Source organism: Pseudomonas sp. 31 R 17 (assembly GCF_900004915.1).
GTDB classification, from domain to species: domain Bacteria; phylum Pseudomonadota; class Gammaproteobacteria; order Pseudomonadales; family Pseudomonadaceae; genus Aquipseudomonas; species Aquipseudomonas orientalis_A.
In genome coordinates this window covers 17,891-42,433 of sequence record NZ_CVTN01000061.1, presented here as the reverse complement: position 1 = coordinate 42,433, position 24,543 = coordinate 17,891, and the positions used below count along the sequence as shown (strand labels likewise).

The window sequence follows — 24,543 nt, the reverse complement described above, 5'->3', positions numbered from 1 at the left end:
TGGGGCAAGAGCGTTTTGCTTACTTTTGCGCTTTTCAAAAGTGAGCCGCTGTAAAAGCGGAACCCTAAGCAGCCGTTACCGCAGAAACGGATATGTACTCGGTCCAATCCACCATCCTGGTCGGCCCAGAGGCCGCCATCGGGGGCAAGCCCCCTCCCACATTTGGATTGCAGTACATCAGTCAGATAGCTATAGGCTGTCCCGCCTTCATGGGAGCAAGTCTCCACATTTGGATTGCAGTGCATCAGTCAGACAGCTATAGGCTGCCCCGCCGTCATGGGAGCAAGCCCCTCCCACATCTGGAACGCCATCAGGTAGCAATACTGTCAATCACTTGAGGGCCGACTCAACCTTGAGAGCCACATCCTCCGTCAACCACGCCTTCCACACCTCGGGATGAGCCTTGAGAAACGCCTGGGCAACCTCCCGAGGCGGCGTATGATTCTCACTCATTTTCGCCAACGCCTGATTAAGCGGCTCGATAGGAAACTCGACCTTCTCGAAAAACTGCACAATCTGCGGATGCTCTTTCTGGAATGGCGTAGACACCCCGATGCTCAACCTGGACGCCAGCGACCGCGTCGGCTTGGGATCAGGATTGTCCGCATCCGTCAGCGTCTTCCAGGCCTGCGCATCGAACGGCGGCTCTTGCAGTTGAATCAACTTATAGCGGCCCATCAACGGCGTGGGCGACCAATAGTAGAACAGCACCGGCTTGCCCCGACGAATCGACGAAGCGATCTCCGCATCCAGGGCCGCCCCCGAGCCGCTGCGAAAGTTCACATAGCTGTCGTCCAGGCCGTAAGCCTTGAGCTTTTGCCGGTTGACCACTTCCGAAGTCCAACCGATAGGGCTATTGAGAAACCGCCCCTTGTCCGGTGACTCCGGGTCCTTGAACACATCCTTGTAGCGCGCCAGGTCTTGTACGCTTTTCAAGTCAGGGGCCAGCGGCTTGATACCCTTGGCCGGATCACCCTTGACCACGTACTCCGGCACCCACCAGCCTTCGGTGGCGCCCTTGACCGTATCGCCCAGGCCCACCACCTTGCCTTCAGCCTCGGCCTTGACCCAGACCGGGCTGCGGCCCGCCCATTCTTCACCGATCACCTGAATGTCGTTCTTGGCCAGGGCGGTTTCCAGGGTGATGGTGGTACCGGGCAAGGTGTCGGTGGGCAAGTCGTAGCCCTTCTCGACAATGAACCGCAGTACCTCGGTGATCAGGCTGCCGCTTTCCCAGTTCAGGTCGGCAAAGTGCACCGGCGCCTGGGCGGCCGATACCGGCACTGACGCCATGGACAAGCCCAGGCTCGTCAGCGATGCAGCCAACAGCGTTCTCAATCCTTTCATTCCTTTGCACCTCGCGATATCGCAGCCATCAGCGGACGGCTTTGCTGCTATGCGCGAAGCCTCTCTCGTAGTTAAGTCAACTCAACTGTAGTAGAGGTTCCGGGAGATAAAAGAAGTTCGCCGTGATTGCGCTTACTCACTGGCCTTGAACGTCACCAGTTCGCCCTTGCGCCACTTGGCGGCCTTGCCGGTGACGGCCTTGAGGGTTTTGGTCAGGCCTTCCTGCAGTTGCTGGTGGGCAGCAAATACCAGCATGACGCTGTGGCCTTCCTTGAACACGATGCCTTCGCCCTCGGCCGAGGATACAAAGGCGTAGTCGCCCAGGCCATACACGGTCAACTTGATATCGCGAAACTTGAGTTCAAACTTGCCACCTTCACGGCTGGGCAATACTGCCGCGCGAAAATGATCGCCCACCTTGAGCTCTAGGCGTGGCTTGTCGTCCACGACCAACGCCGCTTCAGTGTCGATCTCGGCGATGTAGATACCTTCCGGGGTCTGTTCGGTAACGTAGACAAAACGAGATTGAAACTGCTTGACCAACTTTGCGCGTAAATCACCCAGCACGAATAACGCGTGCATATCCAGATTACTGACTGCCAAGGAAACGCCCCCACATCGATAAAGCACTGACCGCTTGAGCGGGCAGCACAAAAAAACGGCCGTTACGGCACGAAAGACATACTCGTTAAAAACCTGAAGACAACCATAAGAGCCGTACAGACAGCCGCGGTGGCCCTTGTGCGAGGTCATCCGGCGACACAGCAAATCACAGGTTCAACGACCCGAGAATACGAGTCGAACAACTTCAGAGAATAACCCGATTAAAAACACTGTTTTCCGACACGCATCACAAAAGAAAATACCCGGCCATGGAACCAGGTGCGCGTTGCCGACGACAATACTAAACAGCAACACCGGTCAAAACCAGCCGCTGATATCAACCAGGTCGATCGACAGGAGCTGAGCATGCAACGACGTCAACACGACACTGCGTCTTTTCACACTCATTCATCATGTCCGGACGCACACCAATACTACTGCCTACCCACACCCGATGGGTACTCCCATTCCGTGCTTTATCGAGTGGTGCCGGCCGGAAGAAACTTTTTTCATATCCAGGAAGTGACCAGCGGCAGGATAAAAGGCTTTCGCAGCGATCACAGCAAGGCCTGCGCACTGGCAAAAGCGCTGGAAGCCAACCTGTATGGCCTGCACGGCACACTCGTTTCGTCAGCTGGCTGAGTGTAGTGCACACTTTACTGCACAGCGGCCCTTCAACAACTGCCATACTGACCCGTCCTTGAAGTTTGCCCCCTGCGGGTCAGGTTTCATCAGTGCAGTTACCGCGAAGGGAAGGCTATACGTGACGGAATTTGATATTGGCGAATTTTTTATCCATGGCGATGCGAGGGAAGTGGACGGAGAGTTTCAAGCGGTCATCATCATGCGGGCCAAACCGCCGTTGACCACAGTAACAACGCATCAGGTCGAAAAAGACCGCTGGTTCAAAACTGTCGACGCTGCCGCCATTGCCGGCAAAGACGCCGCCAGGGCCCTGAAAGCCGCCGTGGATTCAGGCGCACTCAATTCGTGACAATCCGATAGAACTCTGGCGCGCCATCTTCCTCACATGCAGAACGATGATCAGCCCGCATGGAGAATATGATGGACACCACGACCCCGACACTTGAAACCCTCTTCGACCAGTTAGGCCTGGATTCCAGTCAGGAAGGCATCGAACGCTTCACCGCCGAGCACCGTCTGCCGGATGACGTGAAACTCGTCGACGCGCCTTTCTGGAGCGAGCAACAGGCGAGCTTCCTCAAGGAACAACTGCATGTCGATGCCGAATGGGCGCCTGCGGTCGATGACCTCAACGCCCTGCTGCATGAGTCTCCTGTCGCTTGATTCAAACGCACTGACCGCACGCCGCTCCTCCCGCAGGAGCGCGCTTGCTGCCTGCCGCTACGCGGATCTGCCCCCTTGCGGCTTGTAGCCCAGGCGTAAACCACCCCAATGCCGCCCCCGAACCATGATCGGCACTGACAGGTCGTGCATCAGCTCGCCGGTATCGCGCGTGTAGGTCTGCAGCAACATGGCTTGTTGATGGCTACCGCACCGCAGGCCGGTACGGTCGTCAAATTTGCGCTTGGTGCGGTTCTGCACCGCGTCCACCTGGGCATCACCGGTCAATGCGTGGGAAAACGCTTTGTTGTGTGTCGGCACGTAGCCCTGGGGCGTGCAGGCAATGGCAAACACCAAACCCTCATGAAGCGGCAACAGCGCCTCTTGAATGGCGGGTAATACCTGGTCGGTGTAGGCGTCGAAACGTGTCTTGTATTTGCTCGGGTGGGTATTTGGAATCAGCGTGTAGTTGCGATCGAACAGATCTTCCAGGCTGACCCGGCTGTGCAGCACATCCGCCTCGAACTGTTCGCCAATTCGCCGGGCGCCTTCGCGGGCCAGGTCGTAGATGCGCTGGTGATAGTCATCCAGGCCGACCTGCGCCAGGCGCTCGCTGATAGTTTCCGCCTGCCCTTCCATCTGCACGGCGGCGTCGGCGAGTTGGCGGGTTTGCTGGTCGCTGACCGCCAGGTCGCTGCGCATCTGCTCCACGGCGTGGAACAGGCTGTCGAGTTGAGTGCGGTTGGTGTCGGTGCCCTGGGCGATTTCACTGACCTGCTGTTCCACATCCGCCGCCAGGCCGGCGATGCTCGCCAGGTGTTCGCCGGCATCTTCCACTTGCTCTACACCGGTGTGCAGGTCCGCCGACAGCTGGCGAATCTGCTCCACCACCTGGGCCGTGCGCTGCTGGATGTCGGCGACCATCACCCCGACTTCATCGGTGGCCGTGGCCGTACGTCCGGCGAGGCCGCGCACCTCATCGGCGACCACCGCAAACCCGCGCCCGTGCTCTCCGGCCCGCGCCGCTTCAATCGCCGCATTCAGCGCCAGCAGGTTGGTCTGGCTGGCGATGGACTGGATCACCAGCGTCACGCGCTGGATTTCCTCGCTGCGCTGGCTCAGGGCTTCGATCAGCGTGCGGCTGGCATCGGCACGCTGGCTGAGCTGATGCATGCGGGTGATCGACTGCACCAATACTTCACGGCCTTCGCTGCTGCGCTGACGGGCCTGGCTCGACGCGCCCAGGGCCTGGCGGCTGAGCTGGGAGGTGACCTGTTCGGTGCCGATCATCACCTGCGCGCTGCTGACGATTTGCTGGGAGGCGCTCAACTGCGATTGCAGGCGCGCCGCCAGTTGCTTGACCGAATAGGCCACGCCCGCAGCGGAGAGTGCATTATGGCTGGTGGTATGGGACAGGTCGCGCGCCAGCTCGCCAATCGCATCGCCGGCCGCAACGTGGGCCACAGAGGGTTTGGGACTTTTCAGGCGGGGCAGCCAGATCACCAGCAAGGCCAGCGGCAGGCACAGGTAGATCGGCCAGCCGGCAAAGGCCAGGCCCAGCAGTAGCAGCACCAGGACAGTACTCTGCGCGAGCGGTATCAGCCAGCCGGGCAGCACCCGCGCCACCGGTTGCGGTGGTACTGCTGCGCCCATCAGAGATCCATCTCCAGCCATTGTCGTTACCCCACTGCTTGTCGTTATTGTGTCTGCATTAAACGCCACTAACAGGCCATTATCCATGGGCCTTTAGTACAGGGGCTTGCAGTAGATCAATAACGGGGGTGTCACGCAAAAACTCTGCGGGGGCCGATGATACGGCCCCCGTGCAACCGCGTCAGGCTTGACGCTGGTGCTTGTCGATCTGCTCGTGGCGCTCTTGCGCTTCGATGCAGTATTTGGTGGTCGGGCTGATCAGCAGGCGTTTGAGGCCGATAGGCTCGCCGCTGTCATCACACCAGCCAAAGGAATCTTCCTTGATGCGTTCCAGGGCACGTTCCAGTTGCGGCAACATGCGCTGGTCGCGGTCGATGGCATTGACCAGCCAGGTGCGCTCTTCTTCCACGGAAGCAGCGTCGGCCGGATCGGCCGGGGTGTCCAGGCTTTCAATGGCGATACGGTTCTGTTCAATGCGCTCGTGGTGTTCCACTTTCATGTCTTGCAGCAACTTCTCGAAAAAAGCGTGCTGTTCGGCATTCATGTAGTCATCCGCCGGCATGGCCAGCAACTTTTCCTTTGTCATTGATTTCTCTATAAAAAATACGTGCATTAAGGCGAATAAGGGAGCGTTCCGGCCGACCTCTGCAGGTCTCGGAAAGGCGCCATCGATTCCAAGCGCCACCCGGCACTCAATTTACGAGGGGCGGCAGTCTAAGGCCGACTTGAAGGCGCAGCAACTGAAATGACAGGCATTTTTTCCCGATCAACCCCCAAAAGCACCAGGACGGGCTTGGCGAACGGTCATCGGAGTGCGTTTATAGCAAGAAATTCAAGTTTATGGAGCTATATAGAAGACAAACGGTTGATAAGGACGGCATAGAACTAAAAATGTGGGAGGGGGCTTGCCCCCGATAGCGGTCAGTCAGACACAGATGTTCAAGCTGACACACCGCTATCGGGGCATAGGTATCTACACAATTTTGGTGCGAGACCGCACCTGTGGCGAGGGAGCTAACGCGTATCTACCTGACACTCCGAGGTCCAAATGTGGGAGGGGGCTTGCTCCCGATGGCGGCCTCTGGACCGACCAGGATGTTGGATTGGACCGAGTACATATCCGTTTCTGCGGTCACGGCTGCTAATGGTTCCGCTTTTACAGCGGCTTACTTTTGAAAAGCGCAAAAGTAAGCAAAACGCTCTTGCCCCACCACTCGGCACCTCGCCTAGGCTCGGTGTGCCCTCTCTCCGGCTTGAATCCGTGGGCCGCCGCCACGCGCCATCCATGGCGCGGGGCGGCTAACCCGGCGTCCTGCCGGGTTACCCACGGATTCAAGCCTGCGTTCGGCCAGCGTGGTTTAACGGGGCGCCCAGGATCAAAAGCAGATCAAGATCAAGAGCGACTCGCTTCGCATCGTGGTTACGGTTGGGCGCTACAGAGTTGTGTAGATACCTATGGTTATCGGGGGCAAGACCCCTCCCACATTTGACCGGTGTTGTCCTCGAGGTAGGCTCAGCGCTTGAGCTTGCGCTTGTTGCGATACTGGTCGATCACCACCGCCACCACGATGATCAGCCCCTTGATGATGTCCTGGATATACGCATCCACCCCGACGAAGGTAAAGCCGCTGGCCATGACGCCGAGGATCAGCGCGCCGATCACGGTGCCGGTGATGCGCCCTACCCCGCCCGCCAGGCTGGTGCCGCCGATCACTGCCGCCGCGATGGCGTCCAGCTCATAGGACATGCCCATGCCCGCCTGGCCGGTCGCCGCGCGGGCCGAAGCCACCACGCCGGCCAGGCCTGCCAGGAGACCGGCGATGCTGTAGACGATGATCAGGTGACGCTTGACGTTGATCCCCGAGGTGCGCGCCGCCTGCATGTTGCCGCCGATGGCGTAGGTGTATTTGCCGTACTTGGTGTAACGCAGGGCGATGTGGAAAATCACCGCCACCACCAGAAAGATGATCACCGGCATCGCGCCATGGCCGATGGCCGTGTACGAGTCCGAGAGCATGCTCACCGGCTGGCCTTCGGTGTAGTAACGCGCCAGGCCACGGGCCGAGACCATCATGCCCAGGGTCGCAATGAACGGCGGGATACCGGTGACCGCAATAATACTGCCGTTGATCGCTCCCGCCAGCAGGCCCACACCCAGGCCCATCGCCACCGGGATCCACACCGGCAAGTCGGTCAGGGACGGAAACACCGCCCGGGAAAAATCGGAAGTCTGCGCCAAACTGGCGGCGATCATCGCAGACAAGGCCAGCACCGAGCCGGACGACAGGTCGATACCGGTGGTGATGATCACCTGGGTCACGCCAATGGCCAGCAAGCCGATGATCGACACCTGCAGGATCATCAGCACCAGGCGCTGGGAGTTCATCAAGAAGCTCTGGTCGCGCACGATCCAGCCGAACAATTCAAACACCAGGCCGATGCCGATCAGCACCAGGAAGATGCTCAATTCGGTAGGCATGCGTCGACGGTGCTTGACCGGTGCCGTGGCCGGCTTGTTATCTGTTATTGCATTCATAACCCATCACCTTCTTATTCTGGAGTCAGTGGACCACGGTCATACCGGAGGCCAAGTGCATGACTTTTTCCTGGGTCGCATCCGCGCGATCCAGGGTGCCCATCAGTTCGCCTTCGTGCATCACCATCACCCGGTCGCTCATGCCGAGCACTTCGGGCAGTTCCGAGGAAATCATGATCACCGCCATGCCTTCGCTGGCGAGAAAGGCGATCAGGCGATAGATCTCGGCCTTGGCGCCCACGTCGATACCCCGGGTCGGTTCATCGAGGATCAGCAGGCGCGGGTTGGTCATCAGCCAGCGCGCCAGCAGCGCCTTCTGCTGGTTACCGCCGGACAGGGTGTCGATGCACTGTTCCAGCGACGGGGTTTTCACCCGCAGCTTCTTGCACATGTCTTCGCACAAGGCGCGCAAGGCTTTCTGCTGGATGAAACCGTTGCCCGAATAGTGCGGCAGCACCGCCATTTCCATGTTTTCCAGCACCGACAGGCACGGGAACAGGCCGCTGAGCTTGCGGTCCTCGGTCAACAGCGCAAAGCCCTTCTCAATGGCCATGTGCGGGTCGCTGATGCGCACCGGCTTGCCGTCCAGGGTGATCTGCCCGCTGCTGCTGGGGGTGATGCCGAAAATAGTTTCCGCGACGTTGGTGCGGCCCGAGCCCATCAATCCTGCGATGCCGAGGATTTCACCGGCGTGCAGGTCAAAGGACACGTCCTTGAATACGCCGTCCAGGCTCAGGTCACGCACCGACAGCAGCAAGTCGCCAATCGGCGTCTCGCGCACCGGGAACAACTGGCTCAGCTCACGGCCGACCATCATCGAGATCAGGCTGTCGCTGTTCATGCTGTCGGCGCGTTGCAGGCCGATGTATTGGCCGTCACGAAACACCGCCACTTCATCGGCGATGGCGAACACTTCGTTCATTTTATGTGTGATGTAGACGATGCCTTTGCCCTGGGACTTGAGGTCGGCAATGATCGAAAACAGGTGGGCGACTTCCTTTTCGGTAATCGCCGACGTCGGCTCATCCATGATCAGGATATCGGAGTCATAGGACACGGCCTTGGCGATCTCGACCATCTGCCGTTCGGCGATGCTCAGGTTGCCCACCTGTTCTTCGGGGTCGAGGTTGATGCGCAGGCGCGCCAGCAGCTCGGCGGTGCAGCGGTGCATTTCGCGGTGGTTGACCATGTGCAGGCTGTTGAGCTGCTCGCGGCCGATCCAGATATTCTCGGCAATGCTCATGTGCGGCATCAGGTTGAGTTCCTGGTGGATCATCGCAATCCCGGCCTTTTGCGCCGCCAGCGGCGTCTCGAGGGTGACCGGCTTGCCCCGCAGGCGGATTTCGCCGGCATCGGGCTGATAGATGCCGGCGATGATTTTCATCAGCGTCGACTTGCCCGCACCGTTCTCGCCCATCAGCGCCAGCACCGTGCCGGGGCGCACGCGCAGCTGCACATCGTCCAGGGCCACGACGCCGGGAAAGCCTTTGCTGATGTTGAGAATTTCCAGCAGGTAGGGTTCGTCCTGCGCCAGCGGCTGGATACCCGGCGGCGGCGCGACAGTGGCGTGAGCGAGCATAGGGAGATACTCCATCTGCAGGGCGGCCGTGACCGCCCTGCCGGCTTAGGGGTGTGAGTTCAGGGCTACTTGAAGTCTTTGACGTTGTCCGGGGTGATGAGCTTGAACGGGATCACCACGTTCTGCTCCACCGGCTCGTGCCTGGCCATCTTGCGCGCCGCCTCTACCGAGCCGACGGCCTGGCCCTTGGCGTCCTGGAACGCCGAGGCCGCCATGTCGCCCTTGGTGATTGCGTTGAGACCGTCCGGCGTGCCATCTACCCCGGCGATCAACACCGTGCCGGGTTTGGTGCCTGCCGACTTCAGCGCCATGGACGCGCCGATCGCCATCTCGTCGTTGTTGGCCAGCACGGCGTTGAACTCGCGGCCCTGGGTCAGCCAGTCATTGACCAGGGTCATGCCCTTGTCGCGCAGCCAGATACCGGTCTGCTCCTGCTCGATCTTGATGTCCGGGTACTTGGCCAGCACTTCCTTCACGCCCTTGGTGCGGTTGGTGGTGGAGTTGTTCGCCAGGTCGCCCAGCAGGATCACGATCTTGCCCTTGCCGCCGAGTTTTTCGGCGATGTACTGCATCTGCAGCTTGCCCGCTTCGACGTCATCGGAGGTCACGGCGACCACGTCCTTGGGCAAGTCTTTCTGGTCGGGACGGCGGTTGACGAACACCAATGGGATTTTCGCGGCGGTGGCGGCCTTGATGATGTTCGCCGTGGAGGCGGTGTCCACCGGGTTGACGATGATGGCGTCGACTTTCTGGCTGATAAAGTTCTCGACCTGGCTCAGTTGCTTGACCACATCGGCGCGGGCGTCTTCGAACTGCAGTTGCACGCCGTCGCCCTTGGGATAGGACTTGGCCTGCTTGTCCATGTCTTCGCGCAGGTAGGTCAGGAAGGTGTCATCGAAGGCGGACATGCTCACGCCCACCTTGATGTCAGCGGCCGCGGCAACGCCGCTGGCGAGCAGTATCGACAGGGCCAGCGCGGTAAAACGGATCGGGGTCTTCATGAACGGTCTGTCTCCACTTTCTTGTTGGTTTTATGGACGTTGCGTTTATCAGCGTTCGGCAGGCACGCGGACCACCGGTGCGCCGGGAATGCAGCAGACCAGCGCGCCCTGGTTTTCGACGCACAGCACATTGAGGAAGGAGAAGTAGAACGGCCGGGCGCGAGGCAATGCGCGTGGCGTGTGGGCAGGGCGTAAAACTCGCAGTACAGCGTTGAAGATTTTCATCTGACGGTACCTGGTTGTTTTTGATCTTGTTTTTGTTGAGTCGTCGGGGTCGAGCCCAAGACGTACTTTATGCAACCTGGAAAAGACTTTATTGGAAAATAATTTCCATATCAACCTGTTTTAGAATTTTATTCTATTTTTGTCGAAACCACCTGCTGGCGCTCGGCGCTGAGGCGCGCAGCGTCCAATATACGGGTGGTTTCCAGCGCGTCACAGGCATTTACCGGCAGCGGCCCCTGACCCTGCACGGCACGTTGCAACTGCCGGTAGAACTGCGGCCAGCAGCCCTTTTCCGAGGGCACCCGTTCCCGCTCCGACCCTTGTTCGAACCAGCCCCAGCGTCGATGCTCTTCCGCGCCCCAATGCTCGCCTTCGGTTTTCGGTGACTTGCCGGCCATCAGCGCATCTTCCTGGCCGTCCAGCCCTTCAACGGTGTAGCAGCCCAGCGTGCCACTGACACGAAATCGCGGCGCCTGGCTGTTTTGCAAGGCACTGCCCCACAGGTGCGAAATCACGCCGTTGGCATGGGTCAGCGCCACGAAAAAGCCGTGATCGAGGCTGGGATGCTCGGGCGTGAAGTGCAGTTGCGCAAATACCCGGTCCACCGGGCCGAACAGTTGCAGGGCCTGGTCCACCAGATGGCTGCCGAGGTCGCGCAACCAGCCGCCGCCGCTGGCATTGCCCACCGCCTGGGGGCTGTAGCGTTCGACGCGGGATTCAAAACGGCTGATCTGACCCAGCGCACCGGCGTCGATGAGTTTGCGCAGGGTCAAGTAATCCGAGTCCCAACGCCGGTTCTGGTAGACGCTGAGCAGCGTGCCCTGGCGTTCAGCGGCGGTGATCAAGGCCTGGGCCTGCTCGGCGTTGGCGGCGAAGGGCTTGTCGCTGACCACCGCCACGCCATGTTCGATGGCTTCGAGCACCAGGGCCGGACGGCCTTTGAGGGTGGTGGAGATGACGAGGGCGTCGACGCCGGCTTCGACGATCTGGCCGAGGGTGTCGAAGGCTGGCAGGCCAGGGTGGTCGTTTGCCAGTTGCCGGCGGCGCTCGGGGGATCGTGTGACGACGCCGACAAAGGTCGCGCCTGGCAACGTCGCAATCAGCGGCGCATGAAAGAAGCGCCCTCCGTGGCCGTAGCCGACTAGTCCGATTCGCATGATTTATTCCTTCTTTGAAGTGCAAACCCAATCAAATGTGGGAGGGGCGGTGCGACGATTCGACTTGCCCCCGATGGCGACCTCGGGGCCGGCCGGGATGTTGGATTGGAACGAGTACATATCCGTTTCTGCGGTAACGGCCACTTAGGGTTCCGCCCTGACGGCGGCTCACTTTTGAAAAGCGCAAAAGTAAGCAAAACGCTCTTGCCCCACCACTCGGCACCTCGCTTGGGCTCGGTGTGCCCTCTCTCCGGCTTGAATCCGTGGGCCGCCGCCACGCGCCATCCATGGCGCGGGGCGGCTAACCCGGCGTCCTGCCGGGTTGCCCACGGATTCAAGCCTGCGTTCGGCCAGCGTGGTTTAACGGGGCGCTGAGATCAAAAGCAGATCAAGATCAAGAGCGACTCGCTTCGCATCGTGGTTTGTAGGTACCTATGCCCTAATGGCAGTGTGCCAGTAACTACTCTTGTCACTGATCCACCGCTATCGGGGGCAAGCCCCCTCCCACATTTTTAACTGCATTTCTCCAGTGGTTCAGCCATAGAAATGCGGGCGATCCGGCAGGCTCACCGGCACAATCTGCCCACTGCCCTGCGCTTCGATACAGGCATCCGCCGCCACAGCCGCCGCGTAGCCGTCCCAGGCCGACGGCCCGCCCACTTGACCGGCGCGCACGCTGTCGATGAATGCCTGCAATTCGACGTCATAGGCGCCGATAAACCGGTCCTTCCAATCCATCAGAATCGCGTTCGACAATTTCGCTCCACTGCGCATCTGTACCTGTGAAGGCTCCGGCAATTTGGCGATGCCGCTCTCCCCCACCACTTCGCATTGAATGTCGTAGCCGTATTGGCAGTTGACGAACACTTCCACGTCGATACGCGTGCCCTTGACGGTCTCCAGCAGGACGATCTGCGGGTCGCGCAGGTGGGCCAGGGCTTTGCTGGTCTTGCGCGGGAACACCACCTGCACGGAGGCGTAATCGTCGTTGAGCAGCCAACGCAGTACATCCAGTTCGTGGATCAGGGTGTCGGTAATCGCCATGTCGGTCTTGTAGTTCTCGCCCACCGTCGGGTTGCGATGGGCGCAGTGCAGCATCAGCGGCTCGCCGATCTGGCCGCTGTCGATCACCGCTTTCAAGGCGCGGTAACCTTCGTCGTAGGGGCGCATGAAACCGACCTGCACCAGGCGCTTGCCGTGCGCCACTTCGGCCTCGACGATGCGGCGGCAACCTTCGGCGGTCACGGCCAGGGGTTTCTCGCAGAACACCGGTTTACCGGCGGCGATGGCGGCAAGCACGAATTCTTCGTGACTCGGTCCCCACGACGTCACCAGCACCGCTTGCACCTGCGGCGAGTTGATCAACGCGTGGCCGTCCGGGTACACCTCGGCGTCCAGCTTCAAATCGGCTACCACCCTGGCGGCCTGTTCAAGGTTGATATCGGTGACCGCCACCACCTGGCTGTTGAGCAGGGTCTGGCTGCAACGACGAATATGGTCACGGCCGATGGCACCGGTACCGATCACTCCAAGCTTCAACGACATACATGCACTCCTCTTGTTATTAGTACTGCCGGGCCTTGGCCAGTTGTTCATTGAGTTTTTTTGCGGCGGCGTTGGTGCGTTCGCTGGTGGACACCTGCGCCACCCCCACCCGCCACCACGACAGGTAGCCGTGGACCATGGTCTTGGGCAGCACCTTGATATCGATCAGGGTCGACACGCTTTGGCTGCGCGCATCGGCCAGCGCCGCTTCAAGCTGTTCCACGCTGCTGACCTTATAGGTCTTGCAGCCATACGCCGCCGCGCTCATGGCGAAGTCCACCGGCACCAGGCCACCGTCGAGCTTGCCGCTCTCGGGGTCGCGGTAGCGGAACTCGGTGCCGAAGCTGTCCATGCCGTTGCCGATCTGCAGGTTGTTGATGCAACCGAAAGCCATGTTGTCGAGCAGCACCACATTGATCTTGCGGCGCTCCTGGATCGAGGTGGCCAACTCCGAATGCAGCATCATGTAGGAGCCATCGCCGACCAGCGCGTATACCTCTTTGCTCGGTTCGGCCAGCTTCACGCCGAGGGCGGCGTTGATCTCGTAGCCCATGCACGAATAGCCGTATTCGACGTGGTAGGTGTTCACGCCCTTGCTGCGCCAGGCGCGCTGCAGATCGCCGGGCAGGCTGCCGGCGGCGGCGACAACGATGGCGTCGTCGGCCAGGGTCTGGTTGAGCACGCCGAGTACGCGACTCTGGGTCAGGCAGGAGCCGGTCAGTTCGATAAATTCGCGCAGGACCGCGCGGTCCAGGTGGTCATCGACTTCAGGGACGAAATCATCGCCCTGGTATTCAACCTGATGCACCCGGTCCACTTCGGCGTCCAGTTGCGCCCTGGCGTCGCGCACCTGCTCGCCCCAACCGGCGCGGTAGTCGCCCAGGGCATCGGCCAGGGCTTGCAGGGCGACCCTGGCATCGCCCAGCACTTGCACGCCGTCGAGCTTCAACGCATCGCACGGGCTGATATTGAGGTTGAGAAACGTCACCTCGGCCTGTTTGAACAGTGATTTGGACGAGGTGGTGAAGTCGGTATAACGGGTGCCGATGCCGATGATCAGGTCCGCCTCGGGCGCCAGCAGGTTGGCCGCCAGGCAACCGGTCTCGCCAATACCGCCAACGTTCAGCGGGTGACTGGACACCACCGCGCTCTTGCCCGCCTGGGTTTCGGCGAAGGGGATATCGAAGCGCTCGGCAAAGGCTTGCAGCGCAGCATTCGCGCCGGAGTACTTCACCCCGCCGCCACAGATGATCAGCGGTTTGCGCTTGCCCTTGAAGGCGGCCAATGCATCGTCAAGCATCGCGGGCGTCGGCGGGCGACGCTCGATGCGGTGCACGCGTTTTTGCAGGAAATAATCCGGGTAGTCCCAGGCTTCGGCCTGCACATCCTGGGGCAGCGCCAGGGTGACCGCGCCGGTTTCCGCAGGATCAGTAAGCACGCGCATGGCGTGGATCGCCGCGCTCATCAATTGCTCCGGGCGGTTGATGCGGTCCCAGTATTTGCTGACCGAGCGGAACGCGTCGTTGGTACTGATGCTCAAGTCGTGGAACTGCTCGATCTGCTGCAACACCGGATCAGGCTGGCGACTGGCGTAGACATCACCGGGCAACAGCAGCAACGGAATGCGGTTGGCGGTGGCGGTGGCCGCGGCGGTGAGCATGTTCGCCGCGCCGGGCCCCACCGAGGCGGTGCACGCGTAGATCTTGCGGCGCAGGTGCTGTTTGGCAAAGCCGATGGCGGCGTGGGCCATGCCCTGTTCGTTGCGGCCCTGGTGCACCACCAGGTCACCGCTGTCCTGCTCCAGCGCCTGGCCGAGACCCAGCACATTACCGTGACCGAAAATGGTGAACACGCCGGCGACAAACTTGCTCTGCACGCCATCGACTTCGATGTATTGGTTATCCAGGAACTTCACCAGGGCCTGGGCCATGGTCAGTCGGGTGGTGGTCATGTCGCGCCCCTTAACTTTTTTTCAGGTGGGCAATGCTTGCCCCCAAGGCCTGCTGGATATCCGCCAGTTCATGCACGCTGCTCGCAAACGGCTCGAACGACAGGTAGCCGCTGTAGCCGGTGCTGAGCAAGGTGTCGATCTGCGCCGCATTGCCAAGGATGTCGCCCTCGCCCACCAGTACGCGGTGGCCGTCACGGATCGCGTTGAGCGGCGCGTCGGCATCTTCCACGCCGGAGATGTGCACCAGGCCAGTGAGTTCCGGGAAGAACTCATGCTCGTTGGCAAGATGGTGATGGAAGGTGTCGTGCACCACACGGAACACATCCAGGCCGCCGATGGCCTTGATCGCGTCCACCGCCACGCGCTTGCGGCGCAGTGCGGACTCCTCGAAGCCCAGGGGTTCGACAAAGCCGAGGATGCCGTATTCGCGCAGGATCGGCGCCAGTTCGCTCAGTGCCGTGCGCAAACCGGCGGCGCGCTGGGCATCGGTGCGCGTGTCGCCCGGTTCGTTGAACGGGCACATCACCAGGCCCTGGGCGCCACATTCACGGGCATAGGTGGCAAGCTCGATTGCCTGGGCGCGGCGTTGATCGTTCCACACGTCAAAGGGATACAACGCGTTGATCGACAGCACCGTGATGCCCTGCGCCGCGCACAACTCGCGCACGCGGCTGGCGGGCGTGCCGTATTCGATCTGGCGGTCCTTGAGATCATTGCGGATCTCGATGGCATCGCACTTGAGCGACGCGGCCAACTGGATGAAATCCGGCAGGGACAGGTTGGGTGCGACCATCCGGTTAAGGGCAAAGCGTAGCGGCGACTTCATTGTTGTTGTTCTCCGTGCAAAACCGTTTCAGAGGTCCAGCAGCCAACTGTGCTGCGGGTCGTTATGGAAATGCCAGGCACGCTTGGGGCCGGCCATGACGTTCAGGTAATACGACTCGTAGCCGTACGGCACGCTGACCGGGTGATAACCCTTGGGCACCACCACCAGGTCGCTGTTTTCCACGGCCATGGCCTGGTCGATACTGCGATCGTCGGTGTACACGCGCTGGAATACGAAGCCCTGGGGCGGGTTGACCTGGTGGTAATAGGTCTCTTCCAGAAAGCTCTGGTGCGGCAGGTCATCGGTGTCGTGCTTGTGCGGCGGGTAGCTCGACGAATGCCCGGACGGCGTGCGCACTTCCACCACCAGCAATGAATGCGCCGGCTCGCTGTCGGGCAGGATGTCGCACACGTAGCGGGTGTTGGCGCCTTTGCCGCGCACGCTGCGTTTGCACTGCTCCGGGCGGATCAGGCGCGGTGTGTAACCGCCCGCGCCGGGTGCGGCGCACACTGCGATCTGTACATCACTCAGGGCGGTGACCCGAGCGTCGGTGCCGGGCGGCAGGTAGGCGGCAAACGGGGATTTGTCCTCGAACACCGATTGACGATCCCCCAGGTTCTGCCAGTCGAAGCCCTCGCCTTCAATATTCACCCGGCCGCTGAGCAGCACCAGGCACAGCTCCTGATCGCCGGCGCTGACCGGCAGCGTCTCTCCCAGGCTCAGGCGATAAGCGCTGAAACCCACATACTCCAGGCGCCCCGCTTCCAGGGCGACCATGGTCTGCCCGCGCTTGTTGCTCTTGACCAGCAAGCTCATGGTTAAGTCCTCTCGTCGAGCAATGCTCGCAACGTGTCGTAGCCTTTTTTCGCATAGATATAGCTGGGCGCGACGGCCGGGTCCTGTTCGGCCTCGACCACCAGCCAGCCGGTGTAACCGGCGGCCAACAACTCATCGAGCAAGGGCGCAAAATCGATATCGCCATCGCCGGGCACGGTGAAGGTGCCGTTGACGATGCAGTCGGGAAAGCTCCACATCTGGTTGCGCGCCAGTTGCACCACGGGTTTGCGCACGTCCTTGAAATGCACATGGCAGATGCGCTCGATATGTTTGCGCAGCACCTCAAGGGGCTCGCCGCCGCCCATGTAGCAATGGCCCGAGTCGAACAGCAGGCCGACTTCCGGGCCGGTGCGGCGCATCAATTGATCGATATCCTCGGCGGATTCGACGTAGGCGCCCATATGGTGGTGGTAGGCCAGGCGCACGCCCTGGGACAGGGTAAAGCGCGCCAGTTCGGTGAGCTTGTCGGCGTACGCCTGCCACGCCTGCTCGCTGTGAAAGCGTGGGCGTTCGATCAGACGGACGCGTGAGCCCTGGATCGAATCGGCCACTTCGCCATACACCAGCACCGTCGCGCCATTGTGCTTGAGCAACTCGACGTGTCCGGCGATGGCCTCGATTTCCTCGGCCACCGAACGCCGCGCCAGGCGGCTGGAATACCAGCCGGAGACCAGCGCCAGGTCATAGGGGCGCAGCACATCGGCGACCCCTTTGGCGTCCTTGGGGAATTTGCCGTTGAGTTCAAACCCTTCGTAGCCGATCTCTTTACCTTCGCTCAGCGCGGTACTCAGCGGCGTTTCACCGCCCAGCGCCGGCAGGTCGTCGTTGCTCCAGGAGATCGGGTTGATGCCAATTCGGATTGCGGGCATGGCTGCACCTTTATTATTTTCAGGTATTACTTGGATCTGCTTTATGTGGGAGGGGGCTTGCCCCCGATAGCGGTAGTTCAGTTACAGAAGTGTTGCCTGACACTCCGCTATCGGGGGCAAGCCCCCTCCCACATTTGATTGCATTGCACATTTGGAACTGTGATCAGGTTCGGGCGCTGCGCCAGGCAGTAATGAGTTGCTCGAACGTCGCCTGCACCCGCTGGATCAAGGTTTCATCATCAATTTCCCCCGCCAGCCACGCCTTGCTCGGCTCCTGGAAGATTGTGCGGCCCACGGCAAACCCTCGGCAGGTGGTGCTCTGGCTGGCCTGCCTGAAGCCGTCGGCGAGAAATTCCGCCGAGGCGTTCAGCCCCAGCAGCACCACACCCCGGCAGTACGGGTCGCGTTCTTCGATCAGTTCGTCGAGTTTTTTCCAGTCCTCGGTCGATTGCGCCTCGATCTTCCACCACGCCGGGTAGATGCCCAGGTTGTACAGGCGCTTGAGGCTGCGGTAGAGCACGTCGGGATAGGTGGAGGGATGATCCTTGGGCGGGATGACTTCCAGCAGCAGTTCATGGCCGCTGACAATGGACGCCTCGTACAGCGCCTTGAGCTGCGCTTCCTGTTCCAGGCGCAGCAGCGGCTCATCGTCGGGGTGGAATTGCACCAGGCACTTGATGACCTGTTCCGCAGGCCAGGCGATCAGGTTGCTGCCGATGGAGCGGCCGTGTTCGAACGCCAACGGCCGCGAGTTCTGTACCTCCACCGGGCGCGCGATCCACCAGCCACGGCCGCTGGCGGCGTTGAGCGCATCCTGGCCGAAACGCTGGTCGGCCAACAGGCCCACATCGGCCTCGATGCCCTGCTCGCCCAGCTTGCGCTCCACGCGTTCGATGGCCTGGATAAACAACTGCTTGATCGCACTGATGCGCGCCAGATCCTGGCCGCCGCGCTGGGCCAGGTCGACCAGTTGCCAGCGATGGTCGAAGGCGAACACGAACAGCTGCTTCCAGGTTTTGCGCGGCACGCTGACGCGGTGCAGGCGTTGCAGGGTCGCGTCCTGGTCAGGCCGGGTGATCGGCACCGGGCTATTGAACAGGTACTCCAATTCCGCAGGTGTCGGCATGGCCGGCGCGCAGGCATGGCGCGACACCACCAGGCCGCCGCAGGCATTGGCCAACTGGCTGCAACGCTCATCGGTGGCGTCGTTGAGCCAACCGCTGAGGAAGCCCGACATGAAGGCATCGCCGGCGCCCAGCACATTGAGCACTTCCACGCGCACGCCGGGGTAGATCGCACCGTCTTCGAGGCGTTCGGGAATAGCGCCGTGAATCACCGTGCAGCCTTGCGGGCCGAGCTTGACCACCAGGGTGGCGGGCGTCAGTGCGCGCACGGTACGCAAGGCGCCGAGCAGGTCTTCACTGCCGCCGGCAATCAGGAATTCTTCTTCGGTGCCGACGATCAAGTCGAAACGCGGCAGGATCTTCTGCACATGCTGGCTGACGTTCTGGTCGGCAACGAAACGGGTCTCGCCATCGGCCTTGCCGGCCAGGCCCCAGAGCACCGGGCGGTAGTCGATGTCGAGCACGCGCTTGACGTTGTGTCTGGCCGCATAGTCCAGCGCCTGGATACTGGCCTTGTACACCCCGTCGGTGGAGAAATGCGTGCCGGTGATCAGCAGCGCCTTGCTGGAGGCAATAAAGGTTTCGCTGACGTCTTCGGCGCGCAGGGCCATGTCGGCGCAGTTTTCGCGGTAGAACACCAGGGGGAAGGTTTCGCGGTCCTTGAGACCGAGCAGCACCAGGGCGGTAAGGCGTTCCGGGTCGACCTTGATGGCGCTGACGTCGCAGCCTTCACGGGCCAGGGATTCCACCAGGAAGCGGCCCATATGGTCGTCGCCCACCCGGCTGAGCATCGCTGACTTGAGCCCCAGCCGCGCCGTGCCGAAGGCGATATTGGCCGAGGAACCGCCGAGGTATTTGGCAAAGCTGGACACGTCCTCAAGCCGCGCCCCCACTTGCTGCGCATAGAGGTCGACGCCCAGGCGTCCGAGGCAAATCAGATCCAATTGACGCCCACTGGCAAAACGAGTCTGGCCCATGCTGGCTCCTGTTATTTTTATCAGCCTGCGCTGTGCCGCCGTGGCGACGGCAAACGCTCTTTGGTGGGAGCAGACTAGAACGTCCGGCGGCGGCAATCAATATTTATTCCATAATTATTTTTAGTGGAATATTTTTTCCAATAAGCCGACATAATGCGGTGACAGCCTTCGTGCATCGTTTCAGCAGCCCGCGCAGGCCGTGATGCCGAGGTATTTTTTTGTGCCTACCCTGTAGACTTGCGCCACTCATCAGCGCACCAGACGAACACGCCAGAAGGATTGCCCATGTCCCGCACCGATCCCGAGACCCCCCTGGAAGATCCAATCGCCAGCCCTGCGATCAATGCCGAACGCCTGTTGCAGCTGATCACCGAGGAATACGAAAGCCTGCCGCGCCAACTCAAGCGCATCGCCAGCTACATGAGCCAGCAGAGCGACCGGATCATGGTCGACCGCATCAGCGACATCGCCCGTGAATGCGAAGTGCATCCCTCGGCCATCGTGCGGTTTTCCCAGCGTTTCGGCTTCAGCGGGTTCAGTGAGATGCAGGCGTTGTTTCGCGAGGCATATACCCACAAGACCACGCCGGTGCAGAACTACCAGCAGCGCATCCGCAGCATGATCGCCAACAAGTCGCAGAAGGCCAGCGGCGGCGACCTGGCGCGTGAGTGCGTCAACGCCACGTTATCCGGCATCGAACGGCTGGGGCTTGAACTGGACGACGCGGCCTTCGACAAGGCCGTGGACCTGGTGGTGAATGCCGACAATATCTACGTGGTCGGCGTCCGCCGCTCATTCGCGGTGGCCGACTACCTGGTGTACAACCTGCAGCACACCAACAAGCGCATTCACCTGGTTTCGGGGCTGGGTGGCAGCTATCGCGAACAGATGCGCAGCGTGCGCGCCAATGACCTGGTGATCGCGATCAGCTTCACGCCCTACGGCAAGGAGACCCAGCACTGCCTGCGTATCGCCCAGCATCACCAGGCCAAAACGTTGATTATCACCGACAGCAACCTGTCGCCCCTGGCCAAGCGGGCGAACGCGGTGCTGTTGGTCAATGAAGGCTCCTCGTTCGCCTTCCGCTCACTGAGCGCCACGCTGTGCCTGTGCCAGGCGTTGTTCATTGCAGTGGCGTATCGGTTGGAGTTGAAGGTGGACGAGATTCACGAGCAGGTGGGGTTCGACGACTAAGGCTGGTTCACCGCCAACCAAATGTGGGAGGGGGCTTGCCCCCGATAGCAGGGTGTCAGTCGCCGAATCGGCTGACTGACACTCCACTATCGGGAGCAAGCCCCCTCCCACAATGGACCGCGATGAATCCGGATCAGTGCATGAAAATGGCGATCAGGATAATCAGCGGAATTGGCACGCCGAGGAACCACAGCAGTAATGAGCGCATCATGTTCTCCTTGATTTAACGAATGTAGTTTTCGGTTTCGACGTACACCACGGCATCCCGGCGGCGACCGCCGAAGGTGGCGGCGAAGCTGGCGAAGAAGGCACCGATCAGCAGCGCGACGAAGGTCCACAGCGAGGTGTAGGCGGCGACTTTGGCAGCGGTGTCGGCGGCTTGCTTGGCTTTGACCTTGGCGTCTTCGACAGCTTTACGGGCATCGCCGTAGACCTTGTCGATACGTGCCTCGGCATCGGCCTGGCTGAGGTTGGTGCGCTGGCTGATCAACTGGGCCAGGTAGCTACGGTCTTCCGGAGCCAGTTGGCCGTCATTGCTCAATGTGCGCGCAAAGATGCGACCGACCACGGCATGGGCGGCGTCATCGCCGACGGCTGCAGGACGGTCGTCGCGGAACAGGCTGTCGACGTAGTAGCCGAAGTCGCCGCTGTGGGCGCCCTTGGCCATGCTGCCGGCGGCCTGGGACATGCCGCTTGCGGCGCCCGATGCAACGCTGGCACCGGCTTTGACGCCGCCGCTGACTACGCTGCTGACCGAACCGACCACCAGCATCGCCGTGATCAGTGTCGCGACCGCCCAGGCCAGGAAGCCGTGTGCGGTGTCACGGAAGTACACCTCATCGCCATGCATATTGGCCCACTTCACGCGCAACCGGCCGGCAATGTAACCGCCCAGGCCCGACGCAACGATTTGGGTGAATGCCAGCCAGACAATCGTGGAAATGCCAAGCCCCTTGGCGCTCATGCCGCTGTCGGCCCACGGCGACACCGCCGAAAAGCCCAGGCCGAAACCCAGCAGCACCAGGATCAGGGACAGTGCGGCGGCGGCGGCGGCCCCAGCAAAAATCGCCCCCCAGGAAACCCCGGAGAGCGCGCTTGACTCTTGCAGCGTGGATGAGGATGTGATCATTGTTGTTTTGCTCCAGGCATGAAAAATAGTGTTACAAGTCTCAAAAAGGACAGTGCAGGCAGCGTGCCAGCCCAGGTTAAAAATAAAATGCTTATATTTCAACAAGTTAACTAAATTGAACTTCTTAAAATCATGCAAGTTGCAAGAATGGCCTGTAGAGAGCGGGCGTTATGCATTCTCCTGTTGAAGACCCAATGTGGGAGGGGGCTTGCCCCCGATTGCGGTGTGTCTGGTAAGAATCGACAAACTGCCCTACCCCTATCGGCGGCAAGCCCCCCCACATTGATTTGCGTAGATGAAGTTTTATTTAGGAAACATTCAGCAACTTCTTGGCAAAATGTCCCCACTTCTAGTGTGAACGCTCACCAGGTAATCCTATGACCCGCATTTTGACCATCGAGGATGACGCCGTAACGGCCCGCGAGATCGTCGCCGAGCTGAGTAGCCATGGACTGGACGTAGACTGGGTGGACAATGGCCGCGAAGGCCTGGTCCGTGCCGTCAGTGGTGATTACGATCTGATCACCCTCGACCGCATGCTGCCCGAACTCGATGGCCTGGCCATCGTCACCACCCTGCGCACCATCGGCGTATCCACGCCGATCCTGATGATCAGCGCCCTCTCCGACGTGGACGAACGCGTGCGCGGCCTGCGCGCCGGCGGCGATGACTACCTGACCAAGCCCTTCGCGTCCGATGAGATGGCCGCCCGCGTCGAGGTGCTGCTGCGACGTAAAAGCACGGTCAAGGAATTCGAAACCGCCCTGCGCGTGGCCGACCTCGAACTGAACCTGATCAGCCGCGAAGCCAGCCGCGCCGACCAGCCGCTGAGCCTGTTGCCCACCGAGTACAAGCTGCTGGAATTCTTGATGCGCAACACCGGGCAGATCCTGTCGCGGATGATGATCTTCGAGGAAGTCTGGGGCTATCACTTCGATCCCGGCACCAACCTGATCGACGTGCACATCGGTCGCCTGCGCAAGAAAATCGACCCGCCGGGCCTCACGCCGCTGATTCGCACGGTACGAGGCTCGGGATATGTCATTGCTGAACCCCTCTAAAGGCTGGCGCTCTTCCAGCAGTCGGTTGCTGGCGCTGTACAGTTCGCTGTTCGTGGCATGGAGCTGCATCCTCATGGGGGTGCTGTATTACGAGGTGTCGGGTTACCTCAGCGACCTGTCGCGCCATTCACTGATGCAGCGCCAGCATTTGTTCCAGCGCTTCGACGGTGAAGAACTGGTGGAGGCGCTGACCACCAGCATGACGTTCGACATGAAAGGCGTGGATGCCTATGGCCTGTTCGACGAACAGTTTCGTCCCTTGAGCGGGCCGATCCGCGCCGTGCCGCCCGACTTGCCGCTCGATGGCAAGATCCACGCCCTGGCCAACTGTGTCGATTCCGACGACCCGAAACTGCCCAAGGACAGCTGCGACGCCGTGGCCACCCACACCGAAGACGGGCGCTGGCTGGTGCTGGTGCGCGCCAACGGCTCACTGTTCGGCGTGACCCGGATCATCTGGCATGCCCTGCTGTGGGCGCTGTCGCTGACCATCCTCCCGGGCATCGCCGGCTGGCACTTGCTGCGCCGTCGCCCACTGCGGCGCATTCGCGGCATTCAGGCGAGCGCCGAGGCCATCGTCGCCGGCGACCTGACGCACCGCTTGCCGCTGTCGAACCGGCGCGATGAGCTGGACATGCTCGCGGCCATCGTCAACGCCATGCTCGACCGCATCGAGAAGCTGATGAACGAGGTCAAGGGCGTGTGCGACAACATCGCCCACGATCTGCGCACCCCACTGACGCGCTTGCGTGCGCAGCTTTACCGCATCAAGCAACAAGCGGAGGAAGACTCGGCCCATGCGGTGAAGCTCGATGACGCGATTGCCGAAACCGACACACTGATGGCGCGTTTTCGCGGCCTGCTGCGGATTTCGGAACTGGAAGACCACCAGCGACGGTCGGGTTTCTTGCTGATGTACCCACTGCCGCTGTTGCGCGAGCTGCATGACTTCTACCTGCCCCTGGCCGAGGAAGGCGAGCTGGAACTGCTGCTGCAGACCCCGGATTCACTGCCCTGGATTACCGGCGACCGCGCCCTGCTGTTCGAAGCCCTGGCCAACCTGCTGAGCAATTCGATCAAGTTCACCCCGCCCGGCGGCAAGGTGATCCTGCGCGCGGTCAATGATGTGGGCAGCACACGGATCGAAGTGCTCGACTCCGGGCCGGGGATTCCTGCGGCCGAACGGGCGTCGGTGTTCCAGCGCTTCTATCGGGTCGATGAGAGTGATCAGCAAGGCGGTTTCGGCCTGGGCCTGTCGATCGTCGCGGCGATCATCAACCTGCACGGCTTCAAGCTGGACGTGGCCACCAGCGAACTGGGCGGCGCGCGGCTGATATTGGAATGTCGACAGCAATTAATGCCTGAATAGGTGAAGATCCAAATGTGGGAGGGGGCTTGCCCCCGATAGCGGTGTGTCAGCCAGCTTATCTGTAGCTGACACACCCTCATCGAGGCATAGGTATCTACACAACTTTCCAGACCGTAGCAGCCAACGGTAACCACGATGCGAAGCGAGTCGCTCTTGATCTCGATCTTGATCTGCTTTTGATCTCAGGCGCCCCGTTAAACCACGCTGGCCGAACGCAGGCTTGAATCCGTGGGCAACCCGGCAGGACGCCGGGTT

General features: G+C 61.0%; 22 protein-coding genes. 6 read left to right on the top strand and 16 right to left on the bottom strand.

Annotated features, from left to right (window positions below; translation table 11 throughout):
- Window positions 1-330: 330 nt before the first annotated feature.
- Both BFP89_RS09465 and BFP89_RS09460 read right to left on the bottom strand, forming a co-directional pair.
- Window positions 331-1,347, bottom strand: a complete 1,017-nt coding sequence (locus BFP89_RS09465; RefSeq protein WP_065885231.1) for an ABC transporter substrate-binding protein — start codon at window positions 1,345-1,347, stop codon at window positions 331-333.
- 132 nt (window positions 1,348-1,479) lie between these two features.
- Window positions 1,480-1,950, bottom strand: a complete 471-nt coding sequence (locus BFP89_RS09460) for a hypothetical protein (protein WP_065885230.1) — start codon at window positions 1,948-1,950, stop codon at window positions 1,480-1,482.
- Between the two features lie 366 nt (window positions 1,951-2,316).
- Between BFP89_RS09460 and BFP89_RS28435 the strand changes: the two genes are divergently transcribed.
- From BFP89_RS28435 to BFP89_RS09445, 3 genes are all read left to right on the top strand, one after another.
- On the top strand, window positions 2,317-2,592 hold the full coding sequence (locus BFP89_RS28435; RefSeq protein ID WP_065885229.1) for a hypothetical protein: 276 nt from the start codon (window positions 2,317-2,319) through the stop codon (window positions 2,590-2,592).
- 121 nt (window positions 2,593-2,713) lie between these two features.
- Window positions 2,714-2,944 (top strand): hypothetical protein, encoded by a 231-nt coding sequence (locus BFP89_RS09450; protein WP_065885228.1) that lies wholly within the window; start codon window positions 2,714-2,716, stop codon window positions 2,942-2,944.
- A 71-nt stretch (window positions 2,945-3,015) separates the two neighbouring features.
- A complete protein-coding gene (locus BFP89_RS09445) occupies window positions 3,016-3,258 on the top strand; it encodes a DUF2789 domain-containing protein (protein WP_065885227.1) in 243 nt (80 codons plus the stop codon).
- A gap of 57 nt (window positions 3,259-3,315) precedes the next feature.
- Here the strand turns inward: BFP89_RS09445 and BFP89_RS09440 are convergent, their stop codons facing one another.
- From BFP89_RS09440 to iolC, 13 genes are all read right to left on the bottom strand, one after another.
- Window positions 3,316-4,545, bottom strand: a complete 1,230-nt coding sequence (locus tag BFP89_RS09440; protein WP_370671210.1) for a methyl-accepting chemotaxis protein — start codon at window positions 4,543-4,545, stop codon at window positions 3,316-3,318.
- Between the two features lie 544 nt (window positions 4,546-5,089).
- The gene (locus BFP89_RS09435) at window positions 5,090-5,494 is read right to left on the bottom strand and encodes a TraR/DksA family transcriptional regulator (protein ID WP_003191666.1); all 405 of its coding nucleotides are present in this window, start codon (window positions 5,492-5,494) and stop codon (window positions 5,090-5,092) included.
- 927 nt (window positions 5,495-6,421) lie between these two features.
- Window positions 6,422-7,444 (bottom strand): ABC transporter permease, encoded by a 1,023-nt coding sequence (locus BFP89_RS09430; RefSeq protein WP_057725136.1) that lies wholly within the window; start codon window positions 7,442-7,444, stop codon window positions 6,422-6,424.
- 25 nt (window positions 7,445-7,469) lie between these two features.
- Window positions 7,470-9,023 carry a sugar ABC transporter ATP-binding protein gene (locus BFP89_RS09425; protein WP_065885225.1) on the bottom strand — a complete coding sequence of 518 codons (1,554 nt, stop codon included), beginning with the start codon at window positions 9,021-9,023 and terminating at the stop codon, window positions 7,470-7,472.
- Window positions 9,024-9,088: 65 nt separating this feature from the next.
- Window positions 9,089-10,024: a sugar ABC transporter substrate-binding protein gene (locus tag BFP89_RS09420; RefSeq protein ID WP_065885224.1), complete on the bottom strand. Its 936-nt coding sequence runs from the start codon at window positions 10,022-10,024 to the stop codon at window positions 9,089-9,091.
- A gap of 48 nt (window positions 10,025-10,072) precedes the next feature.
- Entirely contained in the window at window positions 10,073-10,249 is a 177-nt protein-coding gene (locus tag BFP89_RS28910) for a hypothetical protein (protein WP_163001556.1), read from the bottom strand.
- A 128-nt stretch (window positions 10,250-10,377) separates the two neighbouring features.
- Window positions 10,378-11,406, bottom strand: coding sequence for a Gfo/Idh/MocA family protein (locus BFP89_RS09415; protein ID WP_065885223.1), 1,029 nt, complete (start codon window positions 11,404-11,406; stop codon window positions 10,378-10,380).
- Between the two features lie 534 nt (window positions 11,407-11,940).
- The gene (locus BFP89_RS09410) at window positions 11,941-12,951 is read right to left on the bottom strand and encodes a Gfo/Idh/MocA family protein (RefSeq protein ID WP_065885222.1); all 1,011 of its coding nucleotides are present in this window, start codon (window positions 12,949-12,951) and stop codon (window positions 11,941-11,943) included.
- A 19-nt stretch (window positions 12,952-12,970) separates the two neighbouring features.
- Window positions 12,971-14,902 (bottom strand): 3D-(3,5/4)-trihydroxycyclohexane-1,2-dione acylhydrolase (decyclizing), encoded by a 1,932-nt coding sequence (gene iolD / locus BFP89_RS09405; RefSeq protein ID WP_065885221.1) that lies wholly within the window; start codon window positions 14,900-14,902, stop codon window positions 12,971-12,973.
- Window positions 14,903-14,912: 10 nt separating this feature from the next.
- Window positions 14,913-15,728, bottom strand: a complete 816-nt coding sequence (locus tag BFP89_RS09400; protein WP_065885220.1) for a TIM barrel protein — start codon at window positions 15,726-15,728, stop codon at window positions 14,913-14,915.
- A gap of 27 nt (window positions 15,729-15,755) precedes the next feature.
- Window positions 15,756-16,544 carry a 5-deoxy-glucuronate isomerase gene (gene iolB / locus BFP89_RS09395; protein ID WP_065885219.1) on the bottom strand — a complete coding sequence of 263 codons (789 nt, stop codon included), beginning with the start codon at window positions 16,542-16,544 and terminating at the stop codon, window positions 15,756-15,758.
- Between the two features lie 2 nt (window positions 16,545-16,546).
- Entirely contained in the window at window positions 16,547-17,434 is an 888-nt protein-coding gene (iolE, locus tag BFP89_RS09390; RefSeq protein WP_065885218.1) for a myo-inosose-2 dehydratase, read from the bottom strand.
- 163 nt (window positions 17,435-17,597) lie between these two features.
- Window positions 17,598-19,535, bottom strand: coding sequence for a bifunctional 5-dehydro-2-deoxygluconokinase/5-dehydro-2-deoxyphosphogluconate aldolase (gene iolC, locus BFP89_RS09385; RefSeq protein WP_065885217.1), 1,938 nt, complete (start codon window positions 19,533-19,535; stop codon window positions 17,598-17,600).
- 285 nt (window positions 19,536-19,820) lie between these two features.
- Here iolC and BFP89_RS09380 point away from each other — a divergent pair, with 285 nt between their 5' ends.
- Window positions 19,821-20,729, top strand: a complete 909-nt coding sequence (locus BFP89_RS09380) for a MurR/RpiR family transcriptional regulator (RefSeq protein ID WP_065885216.1) — start codon at window positions 19,821-19,823, stop codon at window positions 20,727-20,729.
- Between the two features lie 223 nt (window positions 20,730-20,952).
- Here BFP89_RS09380 and BFP89_RS09375 read toward each other — a convergent pair whose 3' ends face one another.
- Complete coding sequence (locus BFP89_RS09375; RefSeq protein WP_065885215.1) at window positions 20,953-21,858, bottom strand: hypothetical protein; 906 nt, start codon at window positions 21,856-21,858, stop codon at window positions 20,953-20,955.
- A 377-nt stretch (window positions 21,859-22,235) separates the two neighbouring features.
- Between BFP89_RS09375 and BFP89_RS09370 the strand changes: the two genes are divergently transcribed.
- Both BFP89_RS09370 and BFP89_RS09365 read left to right on the top strand, forming a co-directional pair.
- Complete coding sequence (locus BFP89_RS09370; protein WP_010564812.1) at window positions 22,236-22,919, top strand: response regulator transcription factor; 684 nt, start codon at window positions 22,236-22,238, stop codon at window positions 22,917-22,919.
- Window positions 22,897-24,288, top strand: a complete 1,392-nt coding sequence (locus tag BFP89_RS09365; RefSeq protein ID WP_065885214.1) for a sensor histidine kinase — start codon at window positions 22,897-22,899, stop codon at window positions 24,286-24,288. The genes BFP89_RS09370 and BFP89_RS09365 overlap by 23 nt, the downstream gene beginning before the upstream one ends.
- The last annotated feature ends 255 nt before the right edge of the window (window positions 24,289-24,543 follow it).